We start from the raw sequence: 24,516 nt of genomic DNA on the forward strand, positions 1-24,516 counted from the left end.
AGCTTCGCGTTTCCGCCGGTTGCTCCCACCACGCCATTTGGCTTATCAAAAACAGCCGAGGCTCTAATCGCAGCCGGATGAAACTTCAGTGGCAGGTCACAAAGCTTAGTGAAAACTTTTGCTATTAGTGTAGAGGTTTCGCGGTCAACTCCAAGCGGCTCAGTACGCGTGATCGACAATCAAAGTTTGAGATCACCATGGCGGCAATCAGAAAACTCAGAGGACGTTGGCAAGCACAGGTTCGTGGGCGCGGCATGAAGCCGTGCTCCGCCGCCATGAACTCGCCTACCGGACGATGATCGGCCTGAGCCAGCGGGACATTGCGTCGTTCCTGACGAGCGGCTTCAGCGTGTAGCTCCATCTAGTGCTGTCCGCGAACTTGCGATCCTTAGCCACGTCCTTAAGGTCGCAATCCGCGATTGGGGCTGCCGCTTCCTGATCCGCGCCTTTACTCAGCCGCGTCGGTCTTACAAATCTTCCGGCTCTCCCATTCTTGCGGACTCAGCGTCTTGATGTCGAACTGGTCGCGGGTGCGGGTATAGGTATGCCCGCCCATGCGGCCAACGGCGTCCATCATTTGCTGATCGATATGCAGGTTGGATGTGTTGACGGCGTCGCTGCGCACGAAGACGCCTACGACTTCACCGAGGATGATCTCGCGGGCGGGACCTACCTGCAATGTGGTATGACGACGGCACTCAAGTGCTGCGGGTGCGGCGAGAATGCGTGGGCTGCACACCATCTCGCCCGGCACGGTTTCGAGACCCGCCTCTTCCATCTCGTTGATGCCAGGACCAAATTTGATGGCGCAGATCTCCATCTGGTCCACGAGTGCGTTGTCGCAGATATGCACGGTGAATTCACCGGTCTCGCGGATGTTGCGGGCCGTATCCTTGAAGCGCATATCGGCATAGTTCTCGACACCGATCGCAACGATTGCCGGATCATGAGTCAGCACATTGAAGAAGCTGAACGGCCCGGCATTGGGGCGACCGTCTCTGTCGACGGTTGTCACAAGCGCGATCGGGCGCGGGATGACGGTGCCGATCAGGATCTTGTAGCGCTCGCGCTCGGTGAGCCTGGAGAAATCGAAATGGGTGTGCGCTCGGGTCGTATCGGTCATCTCAGGCCTCGGCAGCAATGCGGTGGGTTTCAAGCGGAGTGTGGCGCGACAGGTTTTCGAACCCGTCCTTGGTCACGACATACATGTCACCGACATTGCAGCCGGCCGACAGTGGCTCAAGCCACTGTGTGTGGAGCACGAAGACCATGCCCTCCTCCATCCGATCGTAGTTGTGAGAGGATATGTTGAAGCTGTTCTGGCCGCCGGCCATGCCGACCGAATGGCCGAGATTGGGGTTATGCGGGCCATGTGTCGCCGGATAGACATGCATGAGCGTGCGGCCCTGCGCCTCCCAGTCGATGTTCTTGACATATTGGCGCGGGATAAGCCTCGCGCTGCCGTCATCCATCGGTGCCCAGTTGTAAGGCATGGTCCGGGCTTCCGGCGACGCCAGCATGCCGCGCTCGATCATGGGCTCGAAGGCCGCATTGTTCACGTCGCGCATCAGGGCACCGGGGCGGATCAGCTTTTCCGCCCGCTTGACACCTTCGGTACAGGCGGCGAGCACCTCTTCCTGGCGCTTGGTGATCTCGCCAACGGCGATCATCCTTGCAGTCTGAGCGGTGTAACCCCGATAGGTGACGTTGGAGACATAGAGATTGATCAGGTCTCCCGGTCGCACGACATGGCCATAGGGCTTGCCGCAATGGGTGCCAAATTCGTTGATGCCGATCTGGTAACCGTCACCGGTCTCGCCACCGAAGGAGAGTTGCGCCTGGGTGAAGGCCGCGTAGATCTCGTGGTCGGTCACGCCAGGTTTCGCTACGTGATAGGCCGCCTGAGTGGCGATGCTGACCAATTGGGCGGCCGCCCGAAACATCTCGATCTCGCGTGGCGAGCGGACCTTTTGCATGCGGTCTAGAATGGCATTGTCAGCAACGAACTTCGCCATCGGCATCAATGCGCCGAGGCCTGCCCAGAAGGTCAGCGAGGTGCGGTCGCCAATGCGGCCGATCTGCGCTTTCGATAGCCCCATGCCTGCCAGCAGTTCGGCACATTTTTCGGCGGTCTTGATGACGCTGTCGCCCGGACGATCGGCATATTCCCGCCCGATCGGGCCAATCTGCCAGATGTCCTCCACCAGAACGGGTTCGCCACCCGGTGGCAAAAGCACGGACTGGGTAAAAAAGGACAAAAGCACCATTGGCTTGTCGACATCCGTCGGGATGATCAGCACGCCCTCCCGCATCCAGTCGCAAATATAACGAAGATAGTGGTTCGACGCGTGAAACCAGCCCACACCACCTGTGTGGACAATCAGGGCGTCATGTCCGGCCTCCACCGCCTGGCGGCGGATACGCCGCAGACGATCCTCGAATTCCTCGACCGGAAGGGGCAAGGGCGCTGCGAAATCGAAATCCGGCTGAAAGTCGGCGAGCAGCGAGCCGATGCGATAGGCTCCTGATCTGGTGGCGGTCATGTTCATGGGCTATTCCTTCCAATATTGTCTTTTTCGTCAGGCCTGTCGTGTAGGCGCCAGCACCCGCCTTGCCACCAGCATCACCACCAGCGTCAGCCCGATCAGCAGGCCGGACATGGCAGCAACGCGCACGTCGAGCGACTCCTCGATCAGCGCAAACATCCTGAGCGGCAGCACTGTCGTCTGCGCATCGGCCAGGAAGAGCGAGACGGAAACATTGTCGAGCGACTGGATGAAGACGAGAAATGCGCCGGCGAGAATGCCGGGTGTCAGCAAGGGCAGGATCACGCGCCTCAGCGTCGTGAACCACGTGGCTCCCATCACTGTCGACGCTTCCGCCAGCGAGGGATTGATACCTTGTGCGACGACCGAGGCGGCGCGATACATCAGTGGCCCGAAAACCACCACATGGCCGACGACCGTGAGCCACAGCGAAGGCTGCAAGCCAACGAAATTGGCGACGATCAGCGCAGCCAGACCATACACCAGACTCGGCAAGACCAGCGGGGCGAGAAGCAACGGTTCGATTGTGTTGACCGACCGACGCTGCAGTCGAGCCATGCCGATCGTGGCGGGCACGGCGAAGAGCAGCGAACCGAGAACGGCAAGGCCTGCGATCTTCAGCGAGTTGCCGGCGGCAATATGCTCCGTCCCGGAGCGGATAGGATCGAGCAACGCCTCATACCAGCGCAGCGAGAAGCCCTCCGGTGGGTATTTGAGCGTCTGCCCTGAAGTAAACGACATGGTGATCGCGATGACGATCGGGGCCACGAGATAGATCAGGCTCAGGCCGCCGAAGCCGAAGACGAAAGCCTTGTAGAGAATGGTGGGGACCGGGTTTTCGGATTTTCTACGCATGGCCGACAAGCCTCCGGTGACGGGAAATCATGGTCATGCCGACGAGAAGAAAACCGGTCGACATGAGGAGCACGACGGCGATGGCAGACGCCATCGGCCAGTCGAACAGCGTGCCGACCTCGCGATAGATCAATTGCGGCACATAGACGTTGCGCGCGCCGCCAATCACCGCCTGGGTGACAAAGGAAGCACTGGTGCTGGCAAAAACGAGAATCCAACCCGCCAGAAGCCCAGGCAGCATCATCGGCAACAGGACCGTGGCCAGGATGCGCCACGGCCCGGCACCAGAAACCTGCGCAGCCTCGGTATAGGTTACGGGGATGCGCGACAGGATCGCCACCAGCGGCAGGATGATCAGCGGGAGGTCGATCTGGCACATGGCCATCACCAGGCCGAGTTCCGTCGACATGAGTGTGAAGGGACGCTCGGCCAGTCCAAGCGCCACGAATGTCTCGCTGATCGGTCCCTGCCGCCCGAGAATGACGATCCAGGCAAAAGTCCGAACCACATTGCTGGTCAACATCGGGATCAGCGTCAGGAAAATGATGATCTGGCGTGCGGTCTTGCCGCTGTGCCAGTAGAACAGCGCGATCGGCACACCGAGCAGCGTCGTGGTGAAGATGGTCTGTACCCCGAGCTTGGCGGTGTTGACGAGAACGCGATAGTTGAACGCATCGCCAAGAAAGCGCGCGTAATTGTGCAGGGACAGGCCGTCGGGTCCAATGAAGCTGAACCCGACAAGGACGGCGAGCGGCGTCGCGAAGAACGCCACCGACAGCAGAAGCATCGGGATAACGTAGGGGAAGCCGCTCGCTTTCATGGTGCTACCTCAACCGGCGACGAGGGCGTCGAACTGGCGGATCCATTCCGGCCGGTTCTTGTTGATGGCAGCCCAGTCCGGATAGACGAGAGACGCAAGCTGCTCGCGCTTCACATAGGCCTCGATGCCCGGCGTCAGCTCGACCTGCCTGTTCGTCGGGAACATTTCCTGCGGCGGCATCTTCAGCTTGTCCTGTGCGGCCTTGGAAATCGCGGCATCTATATAGGCATAGGCCGCGTCAACGTTCTTGGCGCCCTTGGTCAAATGAATGTTGACGGGCGCTGCGGGCGAACCCGTTTCCGGCTGGACGAATTCGGCCTTCAGCCCCATGGCCTTCAACTTCGCGACATTGCCCGTCGAGCACATGAAGACTGCAATTTCACCCTGCTGGAACAGCGTCATCTGGTGGTTCGTGCTGGCCACCACGCCCTTGATTTGCTCCGGGTGTTCCTTGAACAGCTTGAAGACAGCATCCATGTCGGTTGGACCCGAGCCGTAAATCTTGGCGATCTCGGTATAGGCCATCACGCCCGTGTTGGAGGCGAAGCCGGTCCAAGATACCAGGCCGTTATAAGCAGGGTTTTCAAAGAGATCGCGGTAGCCCTTCGGCGCCGGGACGAGATCGGGATTATAGGCAATGCCGTTGACCTCGACCGTGACGGTCGGGCCGTATTCGCCCTGGAAGGCCGGATCGAGCATTCCCCAATTTTTGAGCTTCGACGGGTCGATCTTCTGGATGAGGTCGTTTTCGACGGCTATAGCCATCTGACCGGGCGACATCAGAAGCGTGTCGTAAGGCGGATTGCCGGGGCTTGCCATGACCTTGGCGAGTTGGTCCTGCGCCATTGCCGGGGCGACCGTCAGATCGAAGCCGGCATCCTTCACGAGTGGCGTCAGCACCGTGCGATAGCCGTCTTCCCAGTTGCCTGGGAAGGTCGCGGCAACCGCCGTGCCACCAGCCGCACGGGCGGCGAAAGGAACGGTTGCTGCAACAGCCGCACCGGCGGCAAGCAGTCCGAAACGGCGTCTTGTGATGTTGAAGTCTTGCATCTGTTCACCTCTGTTGTTGTTATTTACGGAATGCTTCCGGTTCGCTCGGAAAGGCGTGACACCTCATGGTGTCTATCTCGGCAAAGAGCTGTGCTCCCGGCTCGGGGATGAAGGTCGAAGGCCCGCGGACCTCGGAGGAACGAAGGTTTGTCCCGTCTTCGAGAAGGAGATCATGGACTAGGGTAGGCCCAAGCGGCACTGACACGGTCAGTCGTGCCGGCAGGGCAGATGCGCTCGGCGTGGCGGAGAGACGCACATCTTCGGGGCGGAAGGTGATCGTGACCTTGGAGCCGGTGGTGAAATTCAGACGACGCGGGAGAACAAGGACCCTGCCGTTCGCCAGCGAGATAGTGGTTGCTTCCGTCTCCACGCGGTCCACCGTTCCATGCAACACATTGGCCTGACCGATGAAGGTATTGACGAAGAGGGTCCTCGGCCGGTCATAAACGGCCATCGGCGTATCAATCTGCTCGACATTGCCCTTGTTCATTAGCACCAAGCGTCCAGCGAGGCTCTGCGCCTCCTCCTGGTCGTGCGTGACGATCAGCGTGGTGATGCCAAGCGTCTTCTGCAGATGGAGAAGCTCGACCTGCAGGTCGAAACGCAGTGCACGGTCCAAGGCACCGAACGGTTCGTCGAGAAGCAGAAGCGAAGGCCGTCCGGCAATGGCGCGGGCCACCGCCACGCGTTGCTGCTGACCACCGGAGAGCTCACGCGGCAGCCTATGACCAAACCCTTTCAACTGTACGAGCGAGAGCATCTCCTCGACCCGCTCGCGCCGCTCGGAGCGCCCAATCTTCTGGCAAGCCAGCGGATAGGCGATGTTCTCGGCGACCGTCAGGTGTGGAAACAGCGCATAGTTCTGGAAGACCATGCCGATACCGCGCGCACGCGCCGAAACATGGGCAAGGTCCTCGCCACCGAGCTGGATCACGCCGCTTTTCGGCTGGATCAGCCCCGCGATGGCGCGCAGCACCGTGGACTTGCCGCAGCCGCTCGGGCCCAGTAGCGCAACGATCTCACCGGCTTCTATCTCGAAAGAGATATCGCTGATCGCATTCTGTCCGCCGTAGCTATGGGTCAGGCCACGAACGCTAAGCTGCTTGCCTTCTGCTGCATTCGAGGTCTGCGACATGAATGTCTCCTTGGGTTGCACCTGCATAGCCGAGGGCGTCGCGCTCGTCGGCAGCAGGCGGAGACGTGGTCGATCGGCAATTTTGAGTTCGCTTTGGGTCATGGAACAGCAGTTGCAATTGGCGTGCCAACTGCGCCTTCCATATTCCGGATAAATTATCAAAGTACTGATTATATTTATTTATTTTTGCTTTATATATTTTCGCAAGTTCATAATCACGTTACAAAGAATTTTAATGTTAATTCATTAATTGTGCATTCGTGATCGGCGACGGTGATTTGTTGTGCAGGTTTCTGGGTTGCAAGCCATTGAGCCGCGTCAGTTTGCGGCCTTTCGCGAGGATGGCAGTAATGGGACACGCCTGATAGGCGATAATATTAGATAATCAAATCAATAATTTAACGATTTTATTCGTGGACAAAATGCTCAGGATTAATCGATGGATTATTTTTTCATCAGAATTTGCGAAACTTTATGCGAAAATAAAGTCGCATCGTTATGCGATCTGAGTATTAAAAAAATAAGCAATTAAAAACAGTCATATAGGATCTGATACGTCAAACTGGCATGCTGATTGCTTCGTCCAATCTGAAAATTCACGACGACAGATAATGTGAAGAAGGGGTTCCGCATGCATAGTTTCAAGAAGACTCTCACAGCCGCCCTGGCAGGCGTCGCTCTAGCTCTCCTCGCCTCAACCGCGCAGGCTGCAGAGGGTACGCCCGTGAAGATGGTGCCAGAGGCGGATGTGGCCAAGCTTCCAGGCGTCGCCTTCAATCAGCAATTGGCAGATCGCTTGCCCGCCGCGATCAAGGAAAAGAAGGAGCTGAAGGTTGCGACGGATCTGACGCCGCCAATCAGCTTCCAGGACGAGGCCGGCAAGCTGATTGGCATCGATGCCGACCTCGCGGCGGCGCTGGGCGTCATTCTGGGCGTCGATGTGCAGATGACCAATGTCGGCGCGGGCGCAGCCATCGTTCCCGCTGTGCTCTCCAAGAGGTTCGACATGACGCTTTCCGGTATCAACGACGATGTGGAACTGGAAAAGCAGGTCGACGTGATCGACTACATGTATGACGCAACAACCATCATGACGGTCAAGGGCAATCCACTTGGCATCAAGAGCATGGAAGACCTCTGCGGCAAGAAGGTTGCCGTGCCGGTCGGAACCTTCCAGAACAGGCTCGTGGTTGCTGCCTCGGCAAAATGCAAGACCGCGCCCATCGAGATCATGTCCATACCGAAAATGCCTGACGTCCTGCAGGCCGTGCGAACGGGCCGCGCCGATGCGACCGTCAACGGTTACGCAACGAGCGTCTACACCACCGAAAAGCAGACCGGCAAAGGCGTCGGCCTACAAGCCTTGCCCGATGTCCGCCTCGCCGTCGGTTATCTTGGCATGCTGGTCTCGAAGGATAATCCAGAGCTCCGGGATGTCGTGATCGCCTCGCTCCAGCACATGGTCGACAGCGGCGCCTATCAGGCCATCATGGAGAAATGGAGCCTTGGCCCGCTTGCCGTGAAGACCGTCAAGTTCAACGATGCTGCCTCCATGCCGGTGGAATGAGCCATGGCACTCTTTGCTCAACCGATCTGCATGACCATCGTGCCTCCAGTCCGCAAGCCGATACGCTGGGGGCAGGTCGCAACCGGTAGCATTGCGATCCTTGTGCTGGCCCTCATGGTCCTGGCTGTCGGGCGAAATCAGAGCGTCCAATGGAGCGAGATCCCGCGCTACATGATCGACCCCGTCATTCTTGGCGGCGTCGTTCTGACGCTCGAATTGACGGCCGGCGCCATGGTCGCCGGCATCGTCATCGGTTGCCTCATCGCCATTATGGCGACGAGCCAGAACATCGTTCTTAAAGCGATCGCCGTCGCCTTTGTCTGGTGGTTCCGCGGCGTACCGCTGATCGTCCAGATATTCTTCTGGTTCAACATCGCGCTCTTCGTCCCCGAGATCGGATTCGGTTCCTGGTCGGTTTCGGTAAACGACATCGTCACACCCGCCTTGGCCGGCTTCCTGGCGCTTGGTCTGCACGAGGCGGCGAACATGAGCGAGATCATTCGTAGTGGCCTGACTGCCGTGGATCGGGGACAGCGCGAAGCCGCATCGTCTCTGGGCCTCAGACCATCACAGACTCTGCGAACGGTGGTCCTCCCTCAGGCAGTGAGGCTGATCGTCCCGCCGACCGGAAACCAGGCGATCGGCATGCTGAAGGCGAGTGCCATCGTTTCAGTCATCGGGATGCAGGATTTGTTGACACAGGCGCAGGCCATCTATGCCCGCAACTTCCTCGTCATCGAGCTCCTGTGCGTTGCCTCGCTTTGGTATCTCGGGATCACCACGATTGCGTCCATCGGCCAGCACTATCTGGAACGGAAGCTCGCGCCAAAAGGCCGCTCGAACAGCGGCAAAAATTGAGCATGGGGGGCGCCAGCGCGCAGACAATGACGCCAGAAAATCAATCAACCAAGGGATCGTCACCGCAGCGAATCCCATCAGGAAACACCAAGGAGAGACTATTATGAGACTGGGTATCGATAGCCAGAAGCTTCCCGAGTTCGTGAAACGCGGACCGCTCGCAAGCCTTGACCTTGTCAAGGAGCTTGGCCTTGCCGGCCTGTTCTTCCCGACAGTTCTCGACATGAGCCCGACGCTCGACAAGGGAGCACTTCGCGACATCCGCGAGAAAGCCGATGAACTGGGGCTCTACCTCGAAAGTGGCGTCGGCAAGATCAATCCCTATTGCAGCGCCGAGGCTCCGGAGTTCCGGGCGATCGGCGATGGCGACGTCATTCTGGGCTTTACCCGAATGATCGAGGCAAGTGCTTCCATCGGCTGCCGCGAACTATGGATCTCGCCGGGCAATTTCAAATCGGAATATCGTGGCAGGCTGGCAAATGACCGCTTCCGCACCGACGTCACCTGGGAAGAGCAGTTGCTGGCAATCGAGAAGGTCTTGCTGAAGCTTGCTCCCGTAGCGCGCGCCAATGGCGTCCATCTCAATATGGAAACCCATGACGAGATTACGTCCTTCGAGATCCTCCGGTTGATCCAAAAAATCGGTGAGGATTGCATGGGCGTTGTCTTCGACACGGCCAACGGCCTGCAGCGCGGGGAACATCCGGTTTACGCCGCAAAACGTGTCGCGCCATACGTTCGCCAGACCCATATCAAGGACGCCTATGTGGGCCGCGCAACCGGCGGCCTCGATTTCCAGACCCGCCCCGTCGGTTGGGGGATCGTGGATTTTGCCACGATCATTCCAATCCTGGCAGCGGCGAACCCGAATCTCAATCTCTCATTGGAAGTTGCCGCCTCCGTTGAAGACAAGCCGCGCAAGGCCAATCCGCGTCAGTGCATCGAGATCGACGACCCAGCGTGGCGCGCTGCGCACCCGGACCTCGATGCCGAAGAGCTCGACGCCTATCTTTCCCTCATCAGCACCTTTGAAAAGCGTGTTGCAGCCGGCGAGATTCCGGATTGGGAGACCTATGAGGCGACCAACTACGGCTACCCGTCCTATGAAAAGCAGGCCTATGGCTTCGACGCGGCTATCATCTTCATTCGCAATTCGGCCAGGCATATCGAGACGATCTGCGCCGATAATGGCATCGATCTTTCCCCATCCGTGGCGAAACGGCAGGCGGCCTGATTTCGACTTACGCGATGACGGTGGAGATCTCTGCCGTCATCGTGCAAAACCCAAGATCAAGTGGATTTCCAGCGCGTATCAATGTACGCAACAATATGTGTATGGATGTGATCAGATCGAGCGACCGGCCGCTCGAATGCATGCGGAGCAGGACATGAAGAAGACTCGTCGGCAGACCCCAAAATCCGCCCCCAAGGCGCCGAGCGCAGCCGAAGCGGCAGAAAATGCCAATGACGACGTCTCTGAGCGCATTCGCACGACCCTTGCCACTGCCATCGGCGAAGGCGCGCTGAAACCCGGCACCAAAATCCTCGAAGATGCCATTGCCGACCATTTCGGCGTCAGCCGCACCGTTGTCCGTGGCGCTCTCGGCGTGCTGGAAAGCGACCATCTGCTCGAGCGCAAGCGCAACCGCGGCACCTTCGTCGCAGAGCCGGGCATCGAAGAAGCCAAGGCTTTGTTCGAGGCGCGCCGCAAGATCGAACATGCGATCCTCGACCTCGTAATGTCCCGTGCCACCACCGAACAACTGGATGCGCTGGAAAAGTTGACCGACGAGGAAGAGCACATCCACCACCACGGCGACGAAAAGTCGAAGACGGTGCTTTCCGGAAAATTCCATATTGTTCTGGCGGAGCTTGGCGGCAATGCCGTCATGACCGAAATGCTATCCAAGATCGTCGCGCGCCTTTCCCTCGTCATGGCGCTCTATGAAGAAGACAAGAAGGACGACTGTGGCGCCGACCACCACCGCCTGATCGTTACGGCGCTGAAGGCGAAAGACCTGGCGAAGGCACAGGAGTTGATGGACCACCATCTCGCCGACATCGAGGGGCGCGTTAGGCTGACTGAAGGACAGGGCGATCGGCACACGTTCCTCGCCGTGTTGGAGAACTTTTCATGATGCGCCCAGATAAGAACAAGCCATAGGTATTTCGTTGCGCCCGCCGTGCGACGCGGCGTCAGAAGAGCGGAAATAATTTCCTGCGTGCAGGTGCAGCTCTCTCCGGAAGAGTGAGACGCTGGCTCTCGGGTAAACAAAAGCGTTTCCTGCCGAGAAGGCGTCATAAAAGCGATTCAGTTGCAAACGCCGTTTGCATAAGTTTGGTAATCAGGCACAGCAGATGACGCCATCTGTTTTAGTGGCACCATCGAGCAACGCCTGACCGACGCGATCACTGGAATTCGAGGCTCATCCGGGCAAGGTCGTCCCACAGGCTTTCGGCAAAACCCCGCAGCACGATGACTTCGAAGACCTGTCCGTCAAGCCGGGTGAGGTGGGCTGCGATGTGGCCGATCAGCGTCGCGGCGGAATGTCCCACCGGGAATGCTGCGAAAGACAGGTCGACCGCCGTGCCTTTGGCCAGAACCCGCTCGGCCATCTTGCCTTCGATGCGGATGCGAACGCGTCCCTGGCTTTGGTCGACACCCGTTGCCAAAGGTTCGAGCGCTGCAAGAAGCGCCTTCATATCAGCGTGAGACAGAGGGTGTTCACTGACGATGAACAATTGGCCCAGTGAGACCGCGCGTATATCGCCTTTGGCAAGGTCGCGAAGGCGGGCTTCCAGATCCGCTGCGCCGGGTGCGGCCAGAACGTGGATGATCGTGCCTTCCGGCAGGGGAGAGAGCTTGATGGCGGTGGAGGCAATCGCTCGCTTTGCGCCCAGCACCGGGCGGAGCGTCGGCCGGAAGTCAGACTTGAAATCAGACATGGAGTTTCTCGTTTTGAGGATCGACAAAAACCGGGTTGCAAAGGCGGGCTTGGGTAAATTCGTTGCGCAGGCCGTTCCAGACCATGATTTCCTCACCAAGCCGCGCAGGGCCATTCTTGACGAGGGCGAGACCGATGGTCGAACCCAGATGCGGTGAGAAGGCGCTGGAGGTCACATAACCCTGATCGTTCTCCAGCGTTGCCGTGGCATTCTTCGCAAGAATATGCGAGCCGGTGCGGAAGGACTGTTTTGGATCAAGCGGCACGACGCCGACGAGGCTCGGGCGGTCGGTGTCGGAAAGCCCCTCGCGCTCCAGCATCCGTCGGCCAATGAAATCGGTCTTCGTGGTGGAGACCATTTTGCCGAAACCGAGATCAGCGGGCACCACCGTGCCGTTGATTTCATTGTGAGTGACGTGGCCCTTTTCGATGCGCAGCACGCCAAGCGCCTCGACGCCATAGGGCATGATATTCTCCGGCTCGCCGGCTTGCATCAGCGCGTCGGCGACGCTTTCGCCGTAACCGGCCGGGACGGCAAGCTCGTAGGCCAGCTCGCCGGAGAAGGAAATCCGGAACAGGCGTCCATGCAGTTGCCCGCCAAACAGGGAGACTTCCCTGGCTGCGAGGAAGGGAAAGGCCTCGTCGGAAATATCTTCATCGACGATCCTCTGAAGAATGGCGCGCGCCTTCGGCCCGGCAATCGCCATCTGCGCCCATTGATCAGTGACGGAGGCAAGCCGCACGTCGAGATCCGGCCAGAGCGCCTGCGCGCAGAATTCAAGATGGTTCATGACGCCCGCCGCATAGGCGGTGGTGGTCGTCATGAAGAAGCGGTTTTCCTCCAGCCGGCTGGTGGTGCCGTCGTCATAGATCATGCCGTCCTCACGCAGCATCAGGCCATAACGCGCCTTGCCAACCGGCAGTTTGAGGAAAGCGTTGCAATAAACCCGGTTGAGGAATTCCGCGGCGTCACTGCCACAGATTTCGATCTTGCCGAGCATCGATACATCGCAGAGCCCGGCATTCTTGCGCACATTCAGAACCTCACGGTCGACGCTTTCCCGCCAGCCGCTTTCGCCTTTGCGGGGAAACCAGGAGGAGCGATACCAGAGCCCCGTTTCGACGAACACGGCCCCGTTTTTCTCGGCCCAACCATGCAGCGGCGATTTGCGCACCGGTTGGAAATGCTGGCCATGATAGGCCCCAGTCAGTGCGCCGAAGGAGACGGGCGTATAAAACGGCCGGAACGTCGTGGTGCCGACATCCGCCGGGGAGACGCCGCGCGCTTCGGCCAACAGCCCGATGGCGTTGACATTCGAAAGCTTGCCCTGATCCGTCGCCATGCCGTTCGTGGTGTAGCGTTTGGCGAGTTCGACATGGCCATAACCTTCACGGATGGCGAGGCCGAGATCCTTGCGGTGAACGTCGTTCTGATAATCGACAAAGGCTTTCGCCTTGATGCCGGGGATGGACCATAGCGGTTTTGCAGGCGGGGCTACGATATCGTTTTCCACCGCGCCGAATGTCGGTGCAGCTGATGCAAAGCCGAGCTCTTGCGCCAAGGCCGCGCCCTTCCGCGCGCCATCCTCAAGGCAGGCGGCGATACCGTTTATTGCGGAAACCGCGCCGGCGAGTTCCAGCCCCTTGAGATTGCCGGGCGCCAGGAAAGCGGCATCGTCTTCCGACCAGACCGGCTTGCCGCCGCGATGGCAGGCGAGATGGATGATGGGGCTGAAGCCGCCCGACATGGCCAGCGCATCGACATTCAGGTTCTCAGCCTGGCCATTCGCATAAATCTCGATGGCGGAAAGCGACTTGCCGCCCTTGGCATTGGAGACGACACCACCTTTGATGACGCGCGCTTTGCCTTCGTAGCCCGGATTGCCCTGCTCACGGCTGTCGATGATGGCGGCCAGAGCGACGCCCTGCGCCTCCAGATCGCGGGCGAGCGCATAACCGCTGTCATTGGTGGTGAAAATTGCCGTCGCCGTGCCGGGGCTGACGGCATATCGATTGAGATAGCTGCGCATGGCGCCCGCCATCATCACGCCGGGAACATCGTTGCCGCCGAAGACCAGCGGTCGTTCTTCCGCGCCAGTGGCAAGCAGCGCCCGCTTGGCGACGATGCGCCACAGGCGCTCCACGGGCACATGGGCTTTCGGATCTGGCAGATGTTTCTGCACCCGCTCCACCGCGCCGAAGACATTGCCGTCATACCAGCCGAAAGCCGTGGTTCGCGTCAGTATCGTCACATTCGGCAGGGCTTTAAGTTCGGCAACGCATTGCGCCGCGAAATCCGCAGCGCTCTCGCCGCCGATGGCTGCCGTTTCGGAAAGAAGCCAACCGCCTGCCACGGAATGTTCATCGACAATGATGACGCGCGCGCCGGCGCGTCCTGCGGCAAGCGCTGCGGCAAGACCCGCCGCGCCGGAGCCGATCACCAGCAGGTCGCAATGCGCCCAGCATTTGTCATAGGCATCCGGGTCCGCCTCGTAGCTTGCTTTACCGAGGCCGGCGGCTTTGCGGATGAAGGGCTCATAAACCTTTTCCCAGAAGGCGGCAGGCCACATGAAAGTCTTGTAGTAGAACCCCGCACCGAGGAAGGGAGACAGAAGGCCGGTCAAGGCGCCGATATCGAAATCGAGAGAGGGCCAGCGGTTCTGGCTGTTGGCTTCCAGCCCGGCATAAAGCTCCTGCATGGTGGCGCGGGTGTTCGGCTCCGTGCGCCCGCCGCGGCCAATGGTTATCAGCGCGTTCGGCTCAGCTGCACCCGCCGTCAATATGCCGCGCGGGCGGTGGTATTTGAAACTGCGACCGACGAGTTTCTGGCCGTTGGCGAGCAGGGCGGAGGCGAGGCTGTCGCCCTCAAAGCCTGACATCGGCTTGTCGTCGAAGGTGAAGGAAAGCGGTTTGGAACGGTCGATCAGACCGCCGGTCTTCAGGCGGTTGGCACTCATGCGTTTGTCACTTTCGTCTTGTCGGCGGCGTCGCGGCAGGCGGATATCTCATGGGTGGCGGTATCGCGGGCGACGACCAGCCAGCGGCGGCAGCCGGAAGTGTGGTGCCAATATTCCTCATAGGCTCCGCGCGGATTGTCGCGCAGATAGACATAATCGAACCATTCCTCCGCGCCGGCATCGGCGGCGGGCCTTTGAAGGGCTGCGCCCTTGATGGTGAATTCTTCCCTGGGTCTTGGCCCGCAATGCGGGCAGGGCACGAGACTTGCCATTTCAGATGTCCTTGATCCGCCAGATAGCGGGATGGCGAAAACTGTGAGCGATTTCCGCCTGAAATCCCGCTACAGATTTAGTGAAGGTTAGGCTGGGCGCCCTGCCCCTTTTCATCGATGAGATAACCGCGCCGGAAGCGATCCAGCCGGAAGGCCGTTGCCGTTTCCTGCGGTGCGCCGCGCGCCAGAAGATGGGCGAAGCAGAAACCGGAAGCGGGCGTCGCCTTGAAGCCGCCATAACACCAGCCGGAATTCAGGTAGAGATTGTCGATCGGGGTCTGGTCGATGATCGGCGAACCATCCATCGACATATCCATGATGCCGCCCCAGGACCGCAGCACCCGGACGCGGGAGAGCGCCGGTATCATCGCCTTGCCTGCTTCCGCGACATGTTCGACCGTCGCCAGATTGCCGCGCTGGGCATAGGAGTTGTAGCCGTCTATGTCGCCGCCGAAGACGAGGCCGCCCTTGTCCGATTGCGAGACGTAAAAATGGCCGGCCCCGAAGGTGACGACGCCATCGATGAAGGGCTTCAGCCCTTCAGACACGAAAGCCTGCAACACATGGCTTTCGATCGGCAGTTTCAGCCCGGCCATGGCGGCCACCTGCGAGGAATTGCCTGCTGCCGCGAGCGCCAGCTTGCCGCAGCCGATGAAGCCCTTGGCGGTCTCCACACCCACGACCCTCCCGTTTTCGCGGCGAATGCCGGTTACCTCGCAGCCCTGAATGATATCGACGCCGCGGCTGTCTGCGCCGCGCGCATAACCCCAGGCGACGGCATCGTGACGCACAGTGCCGCCGCGTCTTTGCAGCAGGCCGCCCTGCACCGGAAAGCGGGCATTGTCGAAATCGAGAAACGGCAGCACGGCCTTGACTGCGGTGCGGTCCAGCAATTCGGCGTCGACGCCGTGCAGTCGCATGGCGTTGCCGCGCCTTGTATAGGCATCGCGCTGTGCATCCGAATGATAGAGGTTCAGCACGCCGCGCTGGGAAACCATGGCGTTGAAATTGAAATCCTGCTCCAGCCCTTCCCACAGCTTCATCGAAAGTTCGTAGAAGGGATTGTTACCCGGCAGCAGATAATTGGAGCGAATGATCGTGGTGTTGCGACCGACATTGCCGGAGCCGATGTAGTTTTTTTCCAGCACCGCGACATTGGTGACGCCGAATTCTTTCGCAAGATAATAGGCCGTCGCCAACCCGTGTCCGCCGCCGCCAACGATGATGACGTCATAATGCGGTTTCGGAGACACCTCCCGCCAGGCGGGTTTCCACGCCTTGTTGCCGAAAAGGCCGTTCTTGAAAATGGAAAAGGCGGAATAGCGCATCTGCGTACCTCGAACGATATCGCGCAAGCTTACCGGCGTCGTTCGAAAGGGAATTGCAAATAAGGGACATGATGATTTAAAAAAGAGACATGACGACCATCGAGCAGAAGAATGTCCAGCGTATTGGTTTCATCCTGGTTCCGAATTTCGCGCTGATGTCTTACGCCTCGGCGGCGGAGCCATTGCGCGCCGCCAATCTGATCGCCGGAACCGATCTTTACGATGTGGTTCCGCTTTCTTTCGATGGCGAGGCCGTCAGAAGTTCTTCCGGCATCACTGTCGGCTGCGAGGCACTCGCCACCGCAGGCGAGAGATGCCACACGATCTTCGTCTGCGCAGGGGGCGGGCCGCAGGACTGGATCGTTGCGGAAAATTCCTACGGCACGTTAAGGCGGCTGGCGCGGCAGGGTGTCCGGATCGGGGGCATTTCCAGCGGCGCTTATGTGCTGGCGGCGGCGGGATTGCTGGAAAACCGCGATTTCACCATTCACTGGGAGCATGCGCCGGTGCTGAAAGAGGCCTTCGACCATCTCACGCCCCGGCAGGCGCGGTTTGTTTTCGACGGAGACCGCATCACCTGCGCCGGCGGCGTCGCGCCCCTTGACATGATGCATGCGATGATTTCGCAGAGAATGGGCGCTCATTTCGCACGGCGTGTCAGCGACTGGTATCTGCACACGGCCGTGGCCGAACCCGGCGCGCCGCAAAGGGGTTCCGCCGCCGAGCGCCATGGCACCAACCATCCGGCCCTGCTGGCCGTGCTGGAAAAAATGGAAACGACCATTGAAAGCCCGCTCGACCGGCAGACCATGGCGAAACTGGCGGGAACCAGCGCGCGCCACCTCGACCGGCTTTTCGCAACCCATCTGAAAACGACATTTCTAGAAACATACCGCGCGATCCGTCTCGATCACGCCCGGCGGCTGCTGGAGCAAAGCCCGCTCTCCATTGCCGAAGTGGCCTTCGCCACCGGCTTCTCAAGCGCCGGGCATTTTTCCGGAAGCTTCAAGGCCCGGTTCGGCCATACCCCAAATACAATGCGGCAAAGATTTCCTCCGAATTAAAATAGTTTTCCTGTAAGGAAGGGAAAACACGATAATGCCGGAGGACATCATGGCGAAGGATACCACCAAAACCGAAACTGCGCAGTTCCTGTCGCAGGATCCGCATGCCATCCGCGAGCCAAGGGTCAACAATCTGGAAATGGCGATTGGCCATGAGGTGCGCGCCTATCGCAAGAAACTCGGCATCACGGTCACCGATCTTGCATCGGCCACCGGCGTTTCCGTGGGCATGCTTTCCAAGATCGAAAACGGCAATATCTCGCCGTCGCTCACGACGCTGCAGACGCTCTCAAAGGCGCTGGGCGTGCCGATCACGGCCTTCTTTCGCGGTTTCGAGGAGCCGCGCAGCGCCACCTTCGTCAAAGCGGGGCAGGGCGTGAATATCGAGCGCAGGGGCACTCGCGCCGGTCATCAATACAGCCTGCTCGGCCATATCGACAACAATACCAGCGGCGTCACCGTCGAGCCCTATCTCATCACGCTGACCAAGGATTCGGACGTGTTCCCGACCTTCCAGCATGAGGGAATGGAGTTTCTCTACATGCTGGAAGGCGAGGTGGTTTACCGCCACGGCGAGCGGCTTTTCACCATGCAGGCCGGCGACAGCCTGTTTTTCGACGCCGACGCGCCGCACGGGCCGGAGGAATTGGTGAAGCTTCCCGCCCGTTATCTGTCGATCATTTCCTATCCGCAAAGGCGGCTGGGCAATGATTGATAATTTGCCTTAGAAGAAAAAAATATTCCTGATAGTTGACGGAATGGAATTCCATATGTTAGCCCTTCATTCAGAAACGAATGGAGGTGCCTGTCGATGTGCGGCATTGTTGGACTATTCCTGAAAGACAAAAGCCTTGAACCGCAGCTGGGCGCGCTGCTTTCGGACATGCTCGTCACCATGACCGATCGCGGCCCGGATTCGGCCGGCATCGCGATCTACGGAAGCGCTGCCAATGGCCGCGCGAAAGTGACGATCCAGTCGGCCGATCCGGCCGCCGATTTTTCCGGCCTTGCCGAAGCGCTGAAGGAAAGCGGCGTCGATGCCGTGGTCACGGTGAAAAGCACTCATGCTGTTCTCGATATTCCCGCCGAAAAACTGGATGGTATCCGTCCGGTTCTTTCCGCAATCCGCCCGAATGTGCGCGTGATGGGTTCCGGCGACAGCGTGGAAATCTACAAGGAAACCGGTCTTCCGAAGGATGTCGTCACCCGTTTTGACGTGCGCTCCATGGCGGGCACCCATGGCATCGGCCACACCCGCATGGCGACGGAATCGGCGGTGACGACGCTTGGCGCGCATCCTTTCTCCACCGGCGCAGACCAGTGCCTGGTGCATAACGGCTCGCTCTCCAACCACAATAATCTGCGCCGTGAACTGGTGCGTGAAGGCATGACGTTCGAGACCCAGAACGACTCGGAAGTCGCCGCCGCCTATCTCACGGCGGAAATGGCCAAGGGCAAGGATCTGGGCGAGGCGCTGACCGGCGCGCTCGATGATCTCGATGGTTTCTTCACTTTCGTCGTCGGCACCAAATCCGGTTTCGGGGTGGTGCGTGATCCTATCGCCTGCAAGCCTGCTGTCATGGCCGAGACCGACCAATATGTCGCTTTCGGCTCTGAGTATCGCGCTCTGGTCAATCTGCCCGGCATTGAAAATGCCCGCGTCTGGGAGCCGGAACCGGCGACCGTCTATTTCTGGGACCATGAAAAGGCCGCCTGAGACCCGTCATCGGCGCCTGTTTTGAAAGTCATAATCCATGCCAGTTTTCGATCTCTCCCACACGCCGCTGCGTGAACTCAACAAGGCGCTCCACGGTCTTTCCTCGGGCGCAAACGACACCGAATTCGAGGTCGTCAATCCGCGCGGCCACCATGCCGTGGCGGTTGGCATCGACAGCCCCGTCACCGTCGATGTGCATGGTTCGGTCGGTTATTATTGCGCCGGCATGAATGATGGCGGCACCGTCACCGTGCACGGCTCGGCCGGGCCGGGTGTTGCTGAGAACATGATGTCCGGCACGGTCGTCATCGAGGGCGACGCCTCGCAATATGCCGGCGCCACCGGCCGCGGCGGGCTTCTGGTCATCAAGGGCAATGCCGCCTCCCGCTGCGGCATTTCCATGAAGGGCATCGATATCGTCGTGAAGGGCAATATCGGCCACATGTCGGCCTTCATGGGCCAGTCCGGCCACCTCGTCGTGTGCGGCGATGCGGGCGATGCGCTTGGCGATTCCCTTTATGAGGCGAAGCTTTTCGTGCGCGGTTCGGTGAAGAGCCTGGGTGCCGATTGCATCGAGAAGGAGATGCGCCCGGAACATCTCGAAAAGCTCGCCGAACTCCTCGAAAAGGCCGGCGTCACCGATGTCAGCCCCGGTGAGTTCAAGCGCTACGGCTCCGCCCGCACGCTCTACAATTTCAACATCGACAACGCCGACGCGTATTGAGGCGAGGGATATTCCGATGAGCTATCACAACCCTTTCACCCCGCCGCGCAAATCCGCAACCTTTGACGACCATACGCTGGCGGAAATCCGCCGCGCGGCTGCGACCGGCATCTATGACATTCGCGGTGCGGGCACCAAGCGCAAGGTGCCGCATTTCGACGATCTCCTGTTTCTTGGCGCCTCCATCTCGCGTTATCCGCTCGAGGGTTACCGCGAGAAATGCGATACGACCGTCACGCTCGGCACGCGCTTCGCCAAGAAGCCGATCACGCTGAAAACGCCGATCACCATTGCCGGCATGAGCTTTGGCGCTCTGTCAGGTAACGCCAAGGAAGCGCTAGGACGCGGCGCGACCATTGCCGGCACGTCCACCACGACTGGTGATGGCGGCATGACGGATGAGGAGCGCGGCCATAGCCAGACGCTGGTCTATCAATATCTGCCCTCCCGTTACGGCATGAACCCGAAAGACCTGCGCCGTGCGGACGCCATCGAGGTCGTCGTCGGTCAGGGCGCGAAACCGGGCGGCGGCGGCATGTTGCTCGGCCAGAAGATTTCCGATCGCGTCGCCAATATGCGCAACCTGCCGAAGGGCATCGATCAGCGTTCCGCCTGCCGTCACCCTGATTGGACCGGCCCGGATGATCTGGAAATCAAGATCCTCGAACTGCGCGAAATTACCGACTGGGAAAAGCCGATCTATATCAAGGTCGGCGGCGCGCGGCCCTATTACGACACGGCGCTGGCGGTGAAGGCCGGTGCGGATGTGGTGGTGCTGGATGGCATGCAGGGTGGCACGGCGGCCACGCAGGATGTCTTCATCGAAAATGTCGGCATGCCCACGCTTGCCTGCATTCGCCCCGCCGTGCAGGCGCTTCAGGATCTCGGCATGCACCGCAAGGTGCAGCTCATCGTCTCCGGCGGTATCCGTTCGGGTGCGGATGTCGCCAAGGCGCTGGCGCTGGGTGCCGATGCAGTCGCCATCGGCACGGCGGCACTGGTGGCGCTCGGCGACAATGATCCCAAGTGGGAAGACGAATACCAGAAACTCGGCACCACGGCCGGCGCTTACGATGACTGGCACGAGGGCAAAGACCCCGCCGGCATCACCACGCAGGATCCGGAGCTTGCCGCTCGCCTCGATCCCGTCGCCGCCGGCCGCCGTCTTGCCAATTATCTGAAGGTCATGACGCTCGAGGCGCAGACCATCGCGCGTGCCTGCGGCAAGAACCATCTCCACAATCTGGAGCCGGAAGATTTGGTGGCGCTGACGATGGAGGCGGCCGCCATGGCGCAGGTTCCGCTGGCGGGAACCAACTGGTTCCCGGGCAAAGGCAGCTTTTAAGCCATAAAGAACGGACGGGCGCATTTGGGAGGATGTGCCCGTCTTTTTTCGATGAAGTGTCTGATATTCAAAAAAAGGGGAATGACGTGACACTGGACCTCTCCAAATTTGCTGCCGAAAAGGGCATCAAATATTTCATGATCAGCTATACCGATCTCTTCGGCGGCCAGCGCGCCAAGCTGGTTCCTGCAGAAGCGATTGCCGATATGCAGAAGGATGGCGCGGGTTTTGCGGGCTTCGCCACCTGGTTCGATCTGACGCCCGCCCATCCCGATCTTTTCGCCGTGCCCGACGCTTCCTCGGTCATCCAGCTTCCGTGGAAAAAGGATGTCGCCTGGGTCGCTGCCGATTGCGTGATGGAAGACCAGCCGGTGGAGCAGGCGCCGCGCGTGGTGCTGAAAAAGCTCATCGCTGAGGCGGCAAGCGAAGGGCTCAGGGTCAAGACGGGCGTGGAGCCGGAATTTTTCCTGATTTCGCCTGATGGTGCGAAAATCTCCGACGAATACGACACGGCGGAAAAGCCCTGCTACGACCAGCAGGCGGTGATGCGCCGTTATGATGTCATTGCCGAGATTTGCGATTACATGCTGGAGCTGGGCTGGAAGCCCTACCAGAACGACCATGAGGACGCGAACGGCCAGTTCGAGATGAACTGGGAATATGACGATGCGCTGCAGACCGCAGACAAACATTCCTTCTTCAAATTCATGGTCAAATCCGTCGCCGAAAAGCACGGGCTGCGCGCCACCTTCATGCCGAAGCCGTTCAAGGGCCTGACCGGCAATGGCTGCCATGCCCATATTTCGGTCTGGGACCTCGACGGCAAGGTCAATGCCTTTGCCGACAGGGAAATGCCGTTCGGTCTGTCGGCCAAGGGCAAGACGTTTCTCGGCGGCATCATGAAACATGCGTCGGCGCTTGCGGCCGTCACCAATCCGACGGTCAATTCCTATAAACGTATCAACGCGCCGCGCACCATTTCCGGCGCGACCTGGGCGCCGAATACGGTGACCTGGACCGGCAATAACCGCACCCATATGGTGCGCGTGCCCGGGCCGGGGCGGTTCGAACTGCGCCTGCCGGATGGCGCCGTGAACCCCTATCTGCTGCAGGCCATCATCATCGCCGCCGGCCTTTCCGGTGTCCGCTCCAAGGCCGATCCCGGTCCGCACTACGATATCGATATGTATCGCGAGGGCCACAAGGTCACGGACGCACCGAAGCTGCCGCTCAACCTTCTCGATGCGCTGCGCGAATATGAGAAGGATGCGGAATTGCAGCAGGCGCTCGGTACTGAATTCTCGAAGGCCTATCTGAAGCTCAAGCAGGGCGAGTGGAACAGCTATTGCTCGCAATTCACCGCCTGGGAGCATCAGACCACCCTCGACGTCTGAGCCCGATTTTCCCCGCCGCCCTTGCGGCTTTTCCCCGCGCTGATCAAGAGCGCGGGGTTTTCCACTAAAGCGCGTCGCGTCCAATCTGCTTCATGCCACGCGCTTTAGATCTTTGTTTTTAAGCATGTCTTGGTTCCAAAACCGCTGCACATTTTTGGGAGACATGCTTTATCGATGACAGAAAGAGTGCCAGATGACGAACTTCGTCCTGACCGTGACATGCAAATCCACCCGCGGCATCGTCGCCGCCCTTTCAGGCTTTCTCGCTGAGAAGGGGTGCAACATCGTCGACAGTTCGCAATTCGACGATCTCGGCACCGGCCGTTTTTTTATACGCGTGGGTTTCATTTCCGAGGAGGGTGCGACACGCGACGCCTTGATGGCCGGGCTTGCTCCGATCTCGGAAAAGTTCGGCATGGAGGTGGCGCTGCACGACCAGGCAGAGCGGATGAAGGTTCTTTTGATGGTGTCGCGCTTCGGCCATTGCCTCAATGATCTGCTCTACCGCTGGCGCATCGGGGCGCTGCCGATCGATATTGTCGGCGTCGTCTCGAACCATTTCGATTATCAGAAGGTCGTCGTCAATCACGACATTCCGTTCCACCACATTCCGGTGACGAAAGAGAACAAACCGCAGGCCGAAGCCCGGATCATGGAGATCGTGGAAAGCTCGGCTACGGAACTCATCGTGCTGGCGCGTTACATGCAGGTGCTTTCCGACAGGATGTGCGAGGCGATGTCAGGCAGGATCATCAATATCCACCACTCCTTCCTGCCGTCCTTCAAGGGGGCCAACCCTTACAAGCAGGCCTATCAGCGCGGTGTGAAGCTGATCGGCGCGACGGCGCATTATGTGACTGCCGATCTGGATGAGGGACCGATCATCGAGCAGGATACCGTGCGCATCACCCATGCCCAGTCGGCCGAGGATTACGTGTCGCTTGGCCGCGACGTGGAGGCGCAGGTGCTGGCGCGTGCCATCCACGCCCATATTCACCGTCGTGTATTTCTGAATGGCAGCCGAACCGTTGTGTTTCCCCCAGGTCCCGGCTCTTACGCTTCGGAAAGAATGGGATGAGCATTCTGCGTGAGCCGTGCTGATGTTGCCATAAAGAGAGCACGGCGCTAAATAAGCTGGTACGCCATAATACAAAAGCCATTTCCCGCTTTTGTTCGTAACCGCGTTGCGACGAAACGGGAGGTGTCAAACGAGGTGATACCATGACAGATGCTTCGCACGGAACTGCCATTCGCGTTGAGCGCCCGACAAAGACGCTAAGGGAACTCGCTCTCGACAAGGTCCGTGACGCCATCGTGAACGGTTATTTCCGCCCGGGCGACCGTCTGGTGGAGCGCGATCTCTGCGCCCAGCTCGGCGTTTCCCGCACCATCGTTCGTGAGGTCCTGCGGCATCTGGAATCCGAGGGGCTGGTGGCGAATTTGCCGAACAAGGGCCCGATGGTCGCAATGCTCGATCTCGATGAGGCGAAGCAGATTTATGAAATTCGCGGTGCGCTGGAGGGAATGGCGGCACGCCTTTGTGCGGAGCGCCGCGATCCTGCCATCGTGGAAGCGCTCGAAGCTTCGCTCAGTCATATCCGCGAAAGCTATGTCGAAAGGGATATGCCGGGCGTTCTGGCGCATACCTCGTCCTTTTATCAGACGCTGTTCAGCAAGATCGACCGTCATGTCGCCTGGGGCGTCGTCAACCTGCTGACGGTGCGGATCAACCATCTTCGTTCGATGACGATCAAGACGAAAAGCCGCGATACCGAAGGTCCGGCGCAAATGGAAAAGATCGTCGAGGCCATCCGGCAGGGGGATGGAGACGCCGCTTACAAGGCGGCTCTGGACCATGTCGCGAGCGCAAGCGCGATTGCGGAAGCTGTTCTCATCGCCCAGAAGACCGGCGAAGAGTAACCTCTTCCGCCTCGTGTGC

The 24,516-nt window shown here is 59.6% G+C and carries 22 protein-coding genes; 12 read left to right on the plus strand and 10 right to left on the minus strand.

Features of this window, described 5'->3' with window-relative positions:
- Positions 1 to 448: 448 nt before the first annotated feature.
- Genes ACQZ40_RS06465 through ACQZ40_RS06490 form a run of 6 tightly spaced genes read right to left on the minus strand, consistent with a single transcriptional unit; the run spans position 449 to position 6,508 of the window.
- A complete protein-coding gene (locus ACQZ40_RS06465; protein WP_161987915.1) occupies positions 449 to 1,123 on the minus strand; it encodes a flavin reductase family protein in 675 nt (224 codons plus the stop codon).
- A gap of 1 nt (position 1,124) precedes the next feature.
- Positions 1,125 to 2,549, minus strand: a complete 1,425-nt coding sequence (locus tag ACQZ40_RS06470; protein ID WP_448747609.1) for a M24 family metallopeptidase — start codon at positions 2,547 to 2,549, stop codon at positions 1,125 to 1,127.
- A gap of 30 nt (positions 2,550 to 2,579) precedes the next feature.
- Positions 2,580 to 3,401: an ABC transporter permease gene (locus ACQZ40_RS06475; protein ID WP_174037049.1), complete on the minus strand. Its 822-nt coding sequence runs from the start codon at positions 3,399 to 3,401 to the stop codon at positions 2,580 to 2,582.
- Positions 3,394 to 4,221, minus strand: a complete 828-nt coding sequence (locus tag ACQZ40_RS06480) for an ABC transporter permease (protein ID WP_174037048.1) — start codon at positions 4,219 to 4,221, stop codon at positions 3,394 to 3,396. Before ACQZ40_RS06480 ends, ACQZ40_RS06475 begins: the two co-directional genes overlap by 8 nt.
- 9 nt (positions 4,222 to 4,230) lie before the next feature.
- Positions 4,231 to 5,271, minus strand: a complete 1,041-nt coding sequence (locus ACQZ40_RS06485; protein ID WP_271045205.1) for an extracellular solute-binding protein — start codon at positions 5,269 to 5,271, stop codon at positions 4,231 to 4,233.
- Between the two features lie 19 nt (positions 5,272 to 5,290).
- Positions 5,291 to 6,508 (minus strand): ABC transporter ATP-binding protein, encoded by a 1,218-nt coding sequence (locus ACQZ40_RS06490; RefSeq protein ID WP_448747610.1) that lies wholly within the window; start codon positions 6,506 to 6,508, stop codon positions 5,291 to 5,293.
- 529 nt (positions 6,509 to 7,037) lie between these two features.
- Here ACQZ40_RS06490 and ACQZ40_RS06495 point away from each other — a divergent pair.
- From ACQZ40_RS06495 to ACQZ40_RS06510, 4 genes are all read left to right on the plus strand, one after another.
- A complete protein-coding gene (locus ACQZ40_RS06495; protein ID WP_080857518.1) occupies positions 7,038 to 7,973 on the plus strand; it encodes an ABC transporter substrate-binding protein in 936 nt (311 codons plus the stop codon).
- A gap of 3 nt (positions 7,974 to 7,976) precedes the next feature.
- Positions 7,977 to 8,831 (plus strand): amino acid ABC transporter permease, encoded by an 855-nt coding sequence (locus ACQZ40_RS06500; protein ID WP_080857517.1) that lies wholly within the window; start codon positions 7,977 to 7,979, stop codon positions 8,829 to 8,831.
- A gap of 103 nt (positions 8,832 to 8,934) precedes the next feature.
- Positions 8,935 to 10,065 carry a sugar phosphate isomerase/epimerase family protein gene (locus tag ACQZ40_RS06505; protein WP_448747611.1) on the plus strand — a complete coding sequence of 377 codons (1,131 nt, stop codon included), beginning with the start codon at positions 8,935 to 8,937 and terminating at the stop codon, positions 10,063 to 10,065.
- 154 nt (positions 10,066 to 10,219) lie between these two features.
- Positions 10,220 to 10,969, plus strand: a complete 750-nt coding sequence (locus tag ACQZ40_RS06510) for a GntR family transcriptional regulator (protein ID WP_065656697.1) — start codon at positions 10,220 to 10,222, stop codon at positions 10,967 to 10,969.
- 271 nt (positions 10,970 to 11,240) lie between these two features.
- Here the strand turns inward: ACQZ40_RS06510 and soxG are convergent, their stop codons facing one another.
- From soxG to ACQZ40_RS06530, 4 genes are all read right to left on the minus strand, one after another.
- Positions 11,241 to 11,777 (minus strand): sarcosine oxidase subunit gamma family protein, encoded by a 537-nt coding sequence (soxG, locus tag ACQZ40_RS06515; protein WP_448747612.1) that lies wholly within the window; start codon positions 11,775 to 11,777, stop codon positions 11,241 to 11,243.
- Complete coding sequence (locus ACQZ40_RS06520) at positions 11,770 to 14,733, minus strand: sarcosine oxidase subunit alpha (RefSeq protein WP_448747613.1); 2,964 nt, start codon at positions 14,731 to 14,733, stop codon at positions 11,770 to 11,772. The genes soxG and ACQZ40_RS06520 overlap by 8 nt, the downstream gene beginning before the upstream one ends.
- Complete coding sequence (locus ACQZ40_RS06525) at positions 14,730 to 15,005, minus strand: sarcosine oxidase subunit delta family protein (RefSeq protein ID WP_065656564.1); 276 nt, start codon at positions 15,003 to 15,005, stop codon at positions 14,730 to 14,732. The genes ACQZ40_RS06520 and ACQZ40_RS06525 overlap by 4 nt, the downstream gene beginning before the upstream one ends.
- A gap of 77 nt (positions 15,006 to 15,082) precedes the next feature.
- Positions 15,083 to 16,333, minus strand: coding sequence for a sarcosine oxidase subunit beta family protein (locus tag ACQZ40_RS06530; protein WP_271045213.1), 1,251 nt, complete (start codon positions 16,331 to 16,333; stop codon positions 15,083 to 15,085).
- 89 nt (positions 16,334 to 16,422) lie between these two features.
- On the opposite strand from ACQZ40_RS06530, the gene ACQZ40_RS06535 reads away from it, so the two are divergent.
- From ACQZ40_RS06535 to ACQZ40_RS06570, 8 genes are all read left to right on the plus strand, one after another.
- Positions 16,423 to 17,397 (plus strand): GlxA family transcriptional regulator, encoded by a 975-nt coding sequence (locus ACQZ40_RS06535; RefSeq protein WP_065656562.1) that lies wholly within the window; start codon positions 16,423 to 16,425, stop codon positions 17,395 to 17,397.
- Positions 17,398 to 17,431: 34 nt separating this feature from the next.
- A complete protein-coding gene (locus tag ACQZ40_RS06540; protein ID WP_065656561.1) occupies positions 17,432 to 18,112 on the plus strand; it encodes a helix-turn-helix domain-containing protein in 681 nt (226 codons plus the stop codon).
- 96 nt (positions 18,113 to 18,208) lie between these two features.
- Positions 18,209 to 19,114 carry a class II glutamine amidotransferase gene (locus ACQZ40_RS06545; RefSeq protein WP_271045215.1) on the plus strand — a complete coding sequence of 302 codons (906 nt, stop codon included), beginning with the start codon at positions 18,209 to 18,211 and terminating at the stop codon, positions 19,112 to 19,114.
- Between the two features lie 37 nt (positions 19,115 to 19,151).
- Positions 19,152 to 19,838, plus strand: coding sequence for a GltB/FmdC/FwdC-like GXGXG domain-containing protein (locus ACQZ40_RS06550; RefSeq protein ID WP_448747614.1), 687 nt, complete (start codon positions 19,152 to 19,154; stop codon positions 19,836 to 19,838).
- A 16-nt stretch (positions 19,839 to 19,854) separates the two neighbouring features.
- Positions 19,855 to 21,183 carry an FMN-binding glutamate synthase family protein gene (locus ACQZ40_RS06555; RefSeq protein ID WP_078052083.1) on the plus strand — a complete coding sequence of 443 codons (1,329 nt, stop codon included), beginning with the start codon at positions 19,855 to 19,857 and terminating at the stop codon, positions 21,181 to 21,183.
- An 86-nt stretch (positions 21,184 to 21,269) separates the two neighbouring features.
- Positions 21,270 to 22,577 carry a type III glutamate--ammonia ligase gene (glnT, locus tag ACQZ40_RS06560; protein ID WP_065656696.1) on the plus strand — a complete coding sequence of 436 codons (1,308 nt, stop codon included), beginning with the start codon at positions 21,270 to 21,272 and terminating at the stop codon, positions 22,575 to 22,577.
- Between the two features lie 193 nt (positions 22,578 to 22,770).
- Positions 22,771 to 23,655 (plus strand): formyltetrahydrofolate deformylase, encoded by an 885-nt coding sequence (gene purU, locus ACQZ40_RS06565; RefSeq protein WP_142845379.1) that lies wholly within the window; start codon positions 22,771 to 22,773, stop codon positions 23,653 to 23,655.
- Between the two features lie 143 nt (positions 23,656 to 23,798).
- On the plus strand, positions 23,799 to 24,497 hold the full coding sequence (locus ACQZ40_RS06570) for a GntR family transcriptional regulator (RefSeq protein ID WP_448747615.1): 699 nt from the start codon (positions 23,799 to 23,801) through the stop codon (positions 24,495 to 24,497).
- Positions 24,498 to 24,516: the final 19 nt, after the last annotated feature.

The organism is Agrobacterium sp. 16-172Ci, assembly GCF_053522725.1.

Coding starts and splice junctions, on each gene's coding strand:
- ACQZ40_RS06465 (WP_161987915.1), bottom strand. CDS start 1,123: ATGACCGATACGACCCGAGCGCACACCCATTTCGATTTCTCCAGGCTC.
- ACQZ40_RS06470 (WP_448747609.1), bottom strand. CDS start 2,549: ATGAACATGACCGCCACCAGATCAGGAGCCTATCGCATCGGCTCGCTG.
- ACQZ40_RS06475 (WP_174037049.1), bottom strand. CDS start 3,401: ATGCGTAGAAAATCCGAAAACCCGGTCCCCACCATTCTCTACAAGGCT.
- ACQZ40_RS06480 (WP_174037048.1), bottom strand. CDS start 4,221: ATGAAAGCGAGCGGCTTCCCCTACGTTATCCCGATGCTTCTGCTGTCG.
- ACQZ40_RS06485 (WP_271045205.1), bottom strand. CDS start 5,271: ATGCAAGACTTCAACATCACAAGACGCCGTTTCGGACTGCTTGCCGCC.
- ACQZ40_RS06490 (WP_448747610.1), bottom strand. CDS start 6,508: ATGACCCAAAGCGAACTCAAAATTGCCGATCGACCACGTCTCCGCCTG.
- ACQZ40_RS06495 (WP_080857518.1), top strand. CDS start 7,038: ATGCATAGTTTCAAGAAGACTCTCACAGCCGCCCTGGCAGGCGTCGCT.
- ACQZ40_RS06500 (WP_080857517.1), top strand. CDS start 7,977: ATGGCACTCTTTGCTCAACCGATCTGCATGACCATCGTGCCTCCAGTC.
- ACQZ40_RS06505 (WP_448747611.1), top strand. CDS start 8,935: ATGAGACTGGGTATCGATAGCCAGAAGCTTCCCGAGTTCGTGAAACGC.
- ACQZ40_RS06510 (WP_065656697.1), top strand. CDS start 10,220: ATGAAGAAGACTCGTCGGCAGACCCCAAAATCCGCCCCCAAGGCGCCG.
- soxG (WP_448747612.1), bottom strand. CDS start 11,777: ATGTCTGATTTCAAGTCTGACTTCCGGCCGACGCTCCGCCCGGTGCTG.
- ACQZ40_RS06520 (WP_448747613.1), bottom strand. CDS start 14,733: ATGAGTGCCAACCGCCTGAAGACCGGCGGTCTGATCGACCGTTCCAAA.
- ACQZ40_RS06525 (WP_065656564.1), bottom strand. CDS start 15,005: ATGGCAAGTCTCGTGCCCTGCCCGCATTGCGGGCCAAGACCCAGGGAA.
- ACQZ40_RS06530 (WP_271045213.1), bottom strand. CDS start 16,333: ATGCGCTATTCCGCCTTTTCCATTTTCAAGAACGGCCTTTTCGGCAAC.
- ACQZ40_RS06535 (WP_065656562.1), top strand. CDS start 16,423: ATGACGACCATCGAGCAGAAGAATGTCCAGCGTATTGGTTTCATCCTG.
- ACQZ40_RS06540 (WP_065656561.1), top strand. CDS start 17,432: ATGCCGGAGGACATCATGGCGAAGGATACCACCAAAACCGAAACTGCG.
- ACQZ40_RS06545 (WP_271045215.1), top strand. CDS start 18,209: ATGTGCGGCATTGTTGGACTATTCCTGAAAGACAAAAGCCTTGAACCG.
- ACQZ40_RS06550 (WP_448747614.1), top strand. CDS start 19,152: ATGCCAGTTTTCGATCTCTCCCACACGCCGCTGCGTGAACTCAACAAG.
- ACQZ40_RS06555 (WP_078052083.1), top strand. CDS start 19,855: ATGAGCTATCACAACCCTTTCACCCCGCCGCGCAAATCCGCAACCTTT.
- purU (WP_142845379.1), top strand. CDS start 22,771: ATGACGAACTTCGTCCTGACCGTGACATGCAAATCCACCCGCGGCATC.
- ACQZ40_RS06570 (WP_448747615.1), top strand. CDS start 23,799: ATGACAGATGCTTCGCACGGAACTGCCATTCGCGTTGAGCGCCCGACA.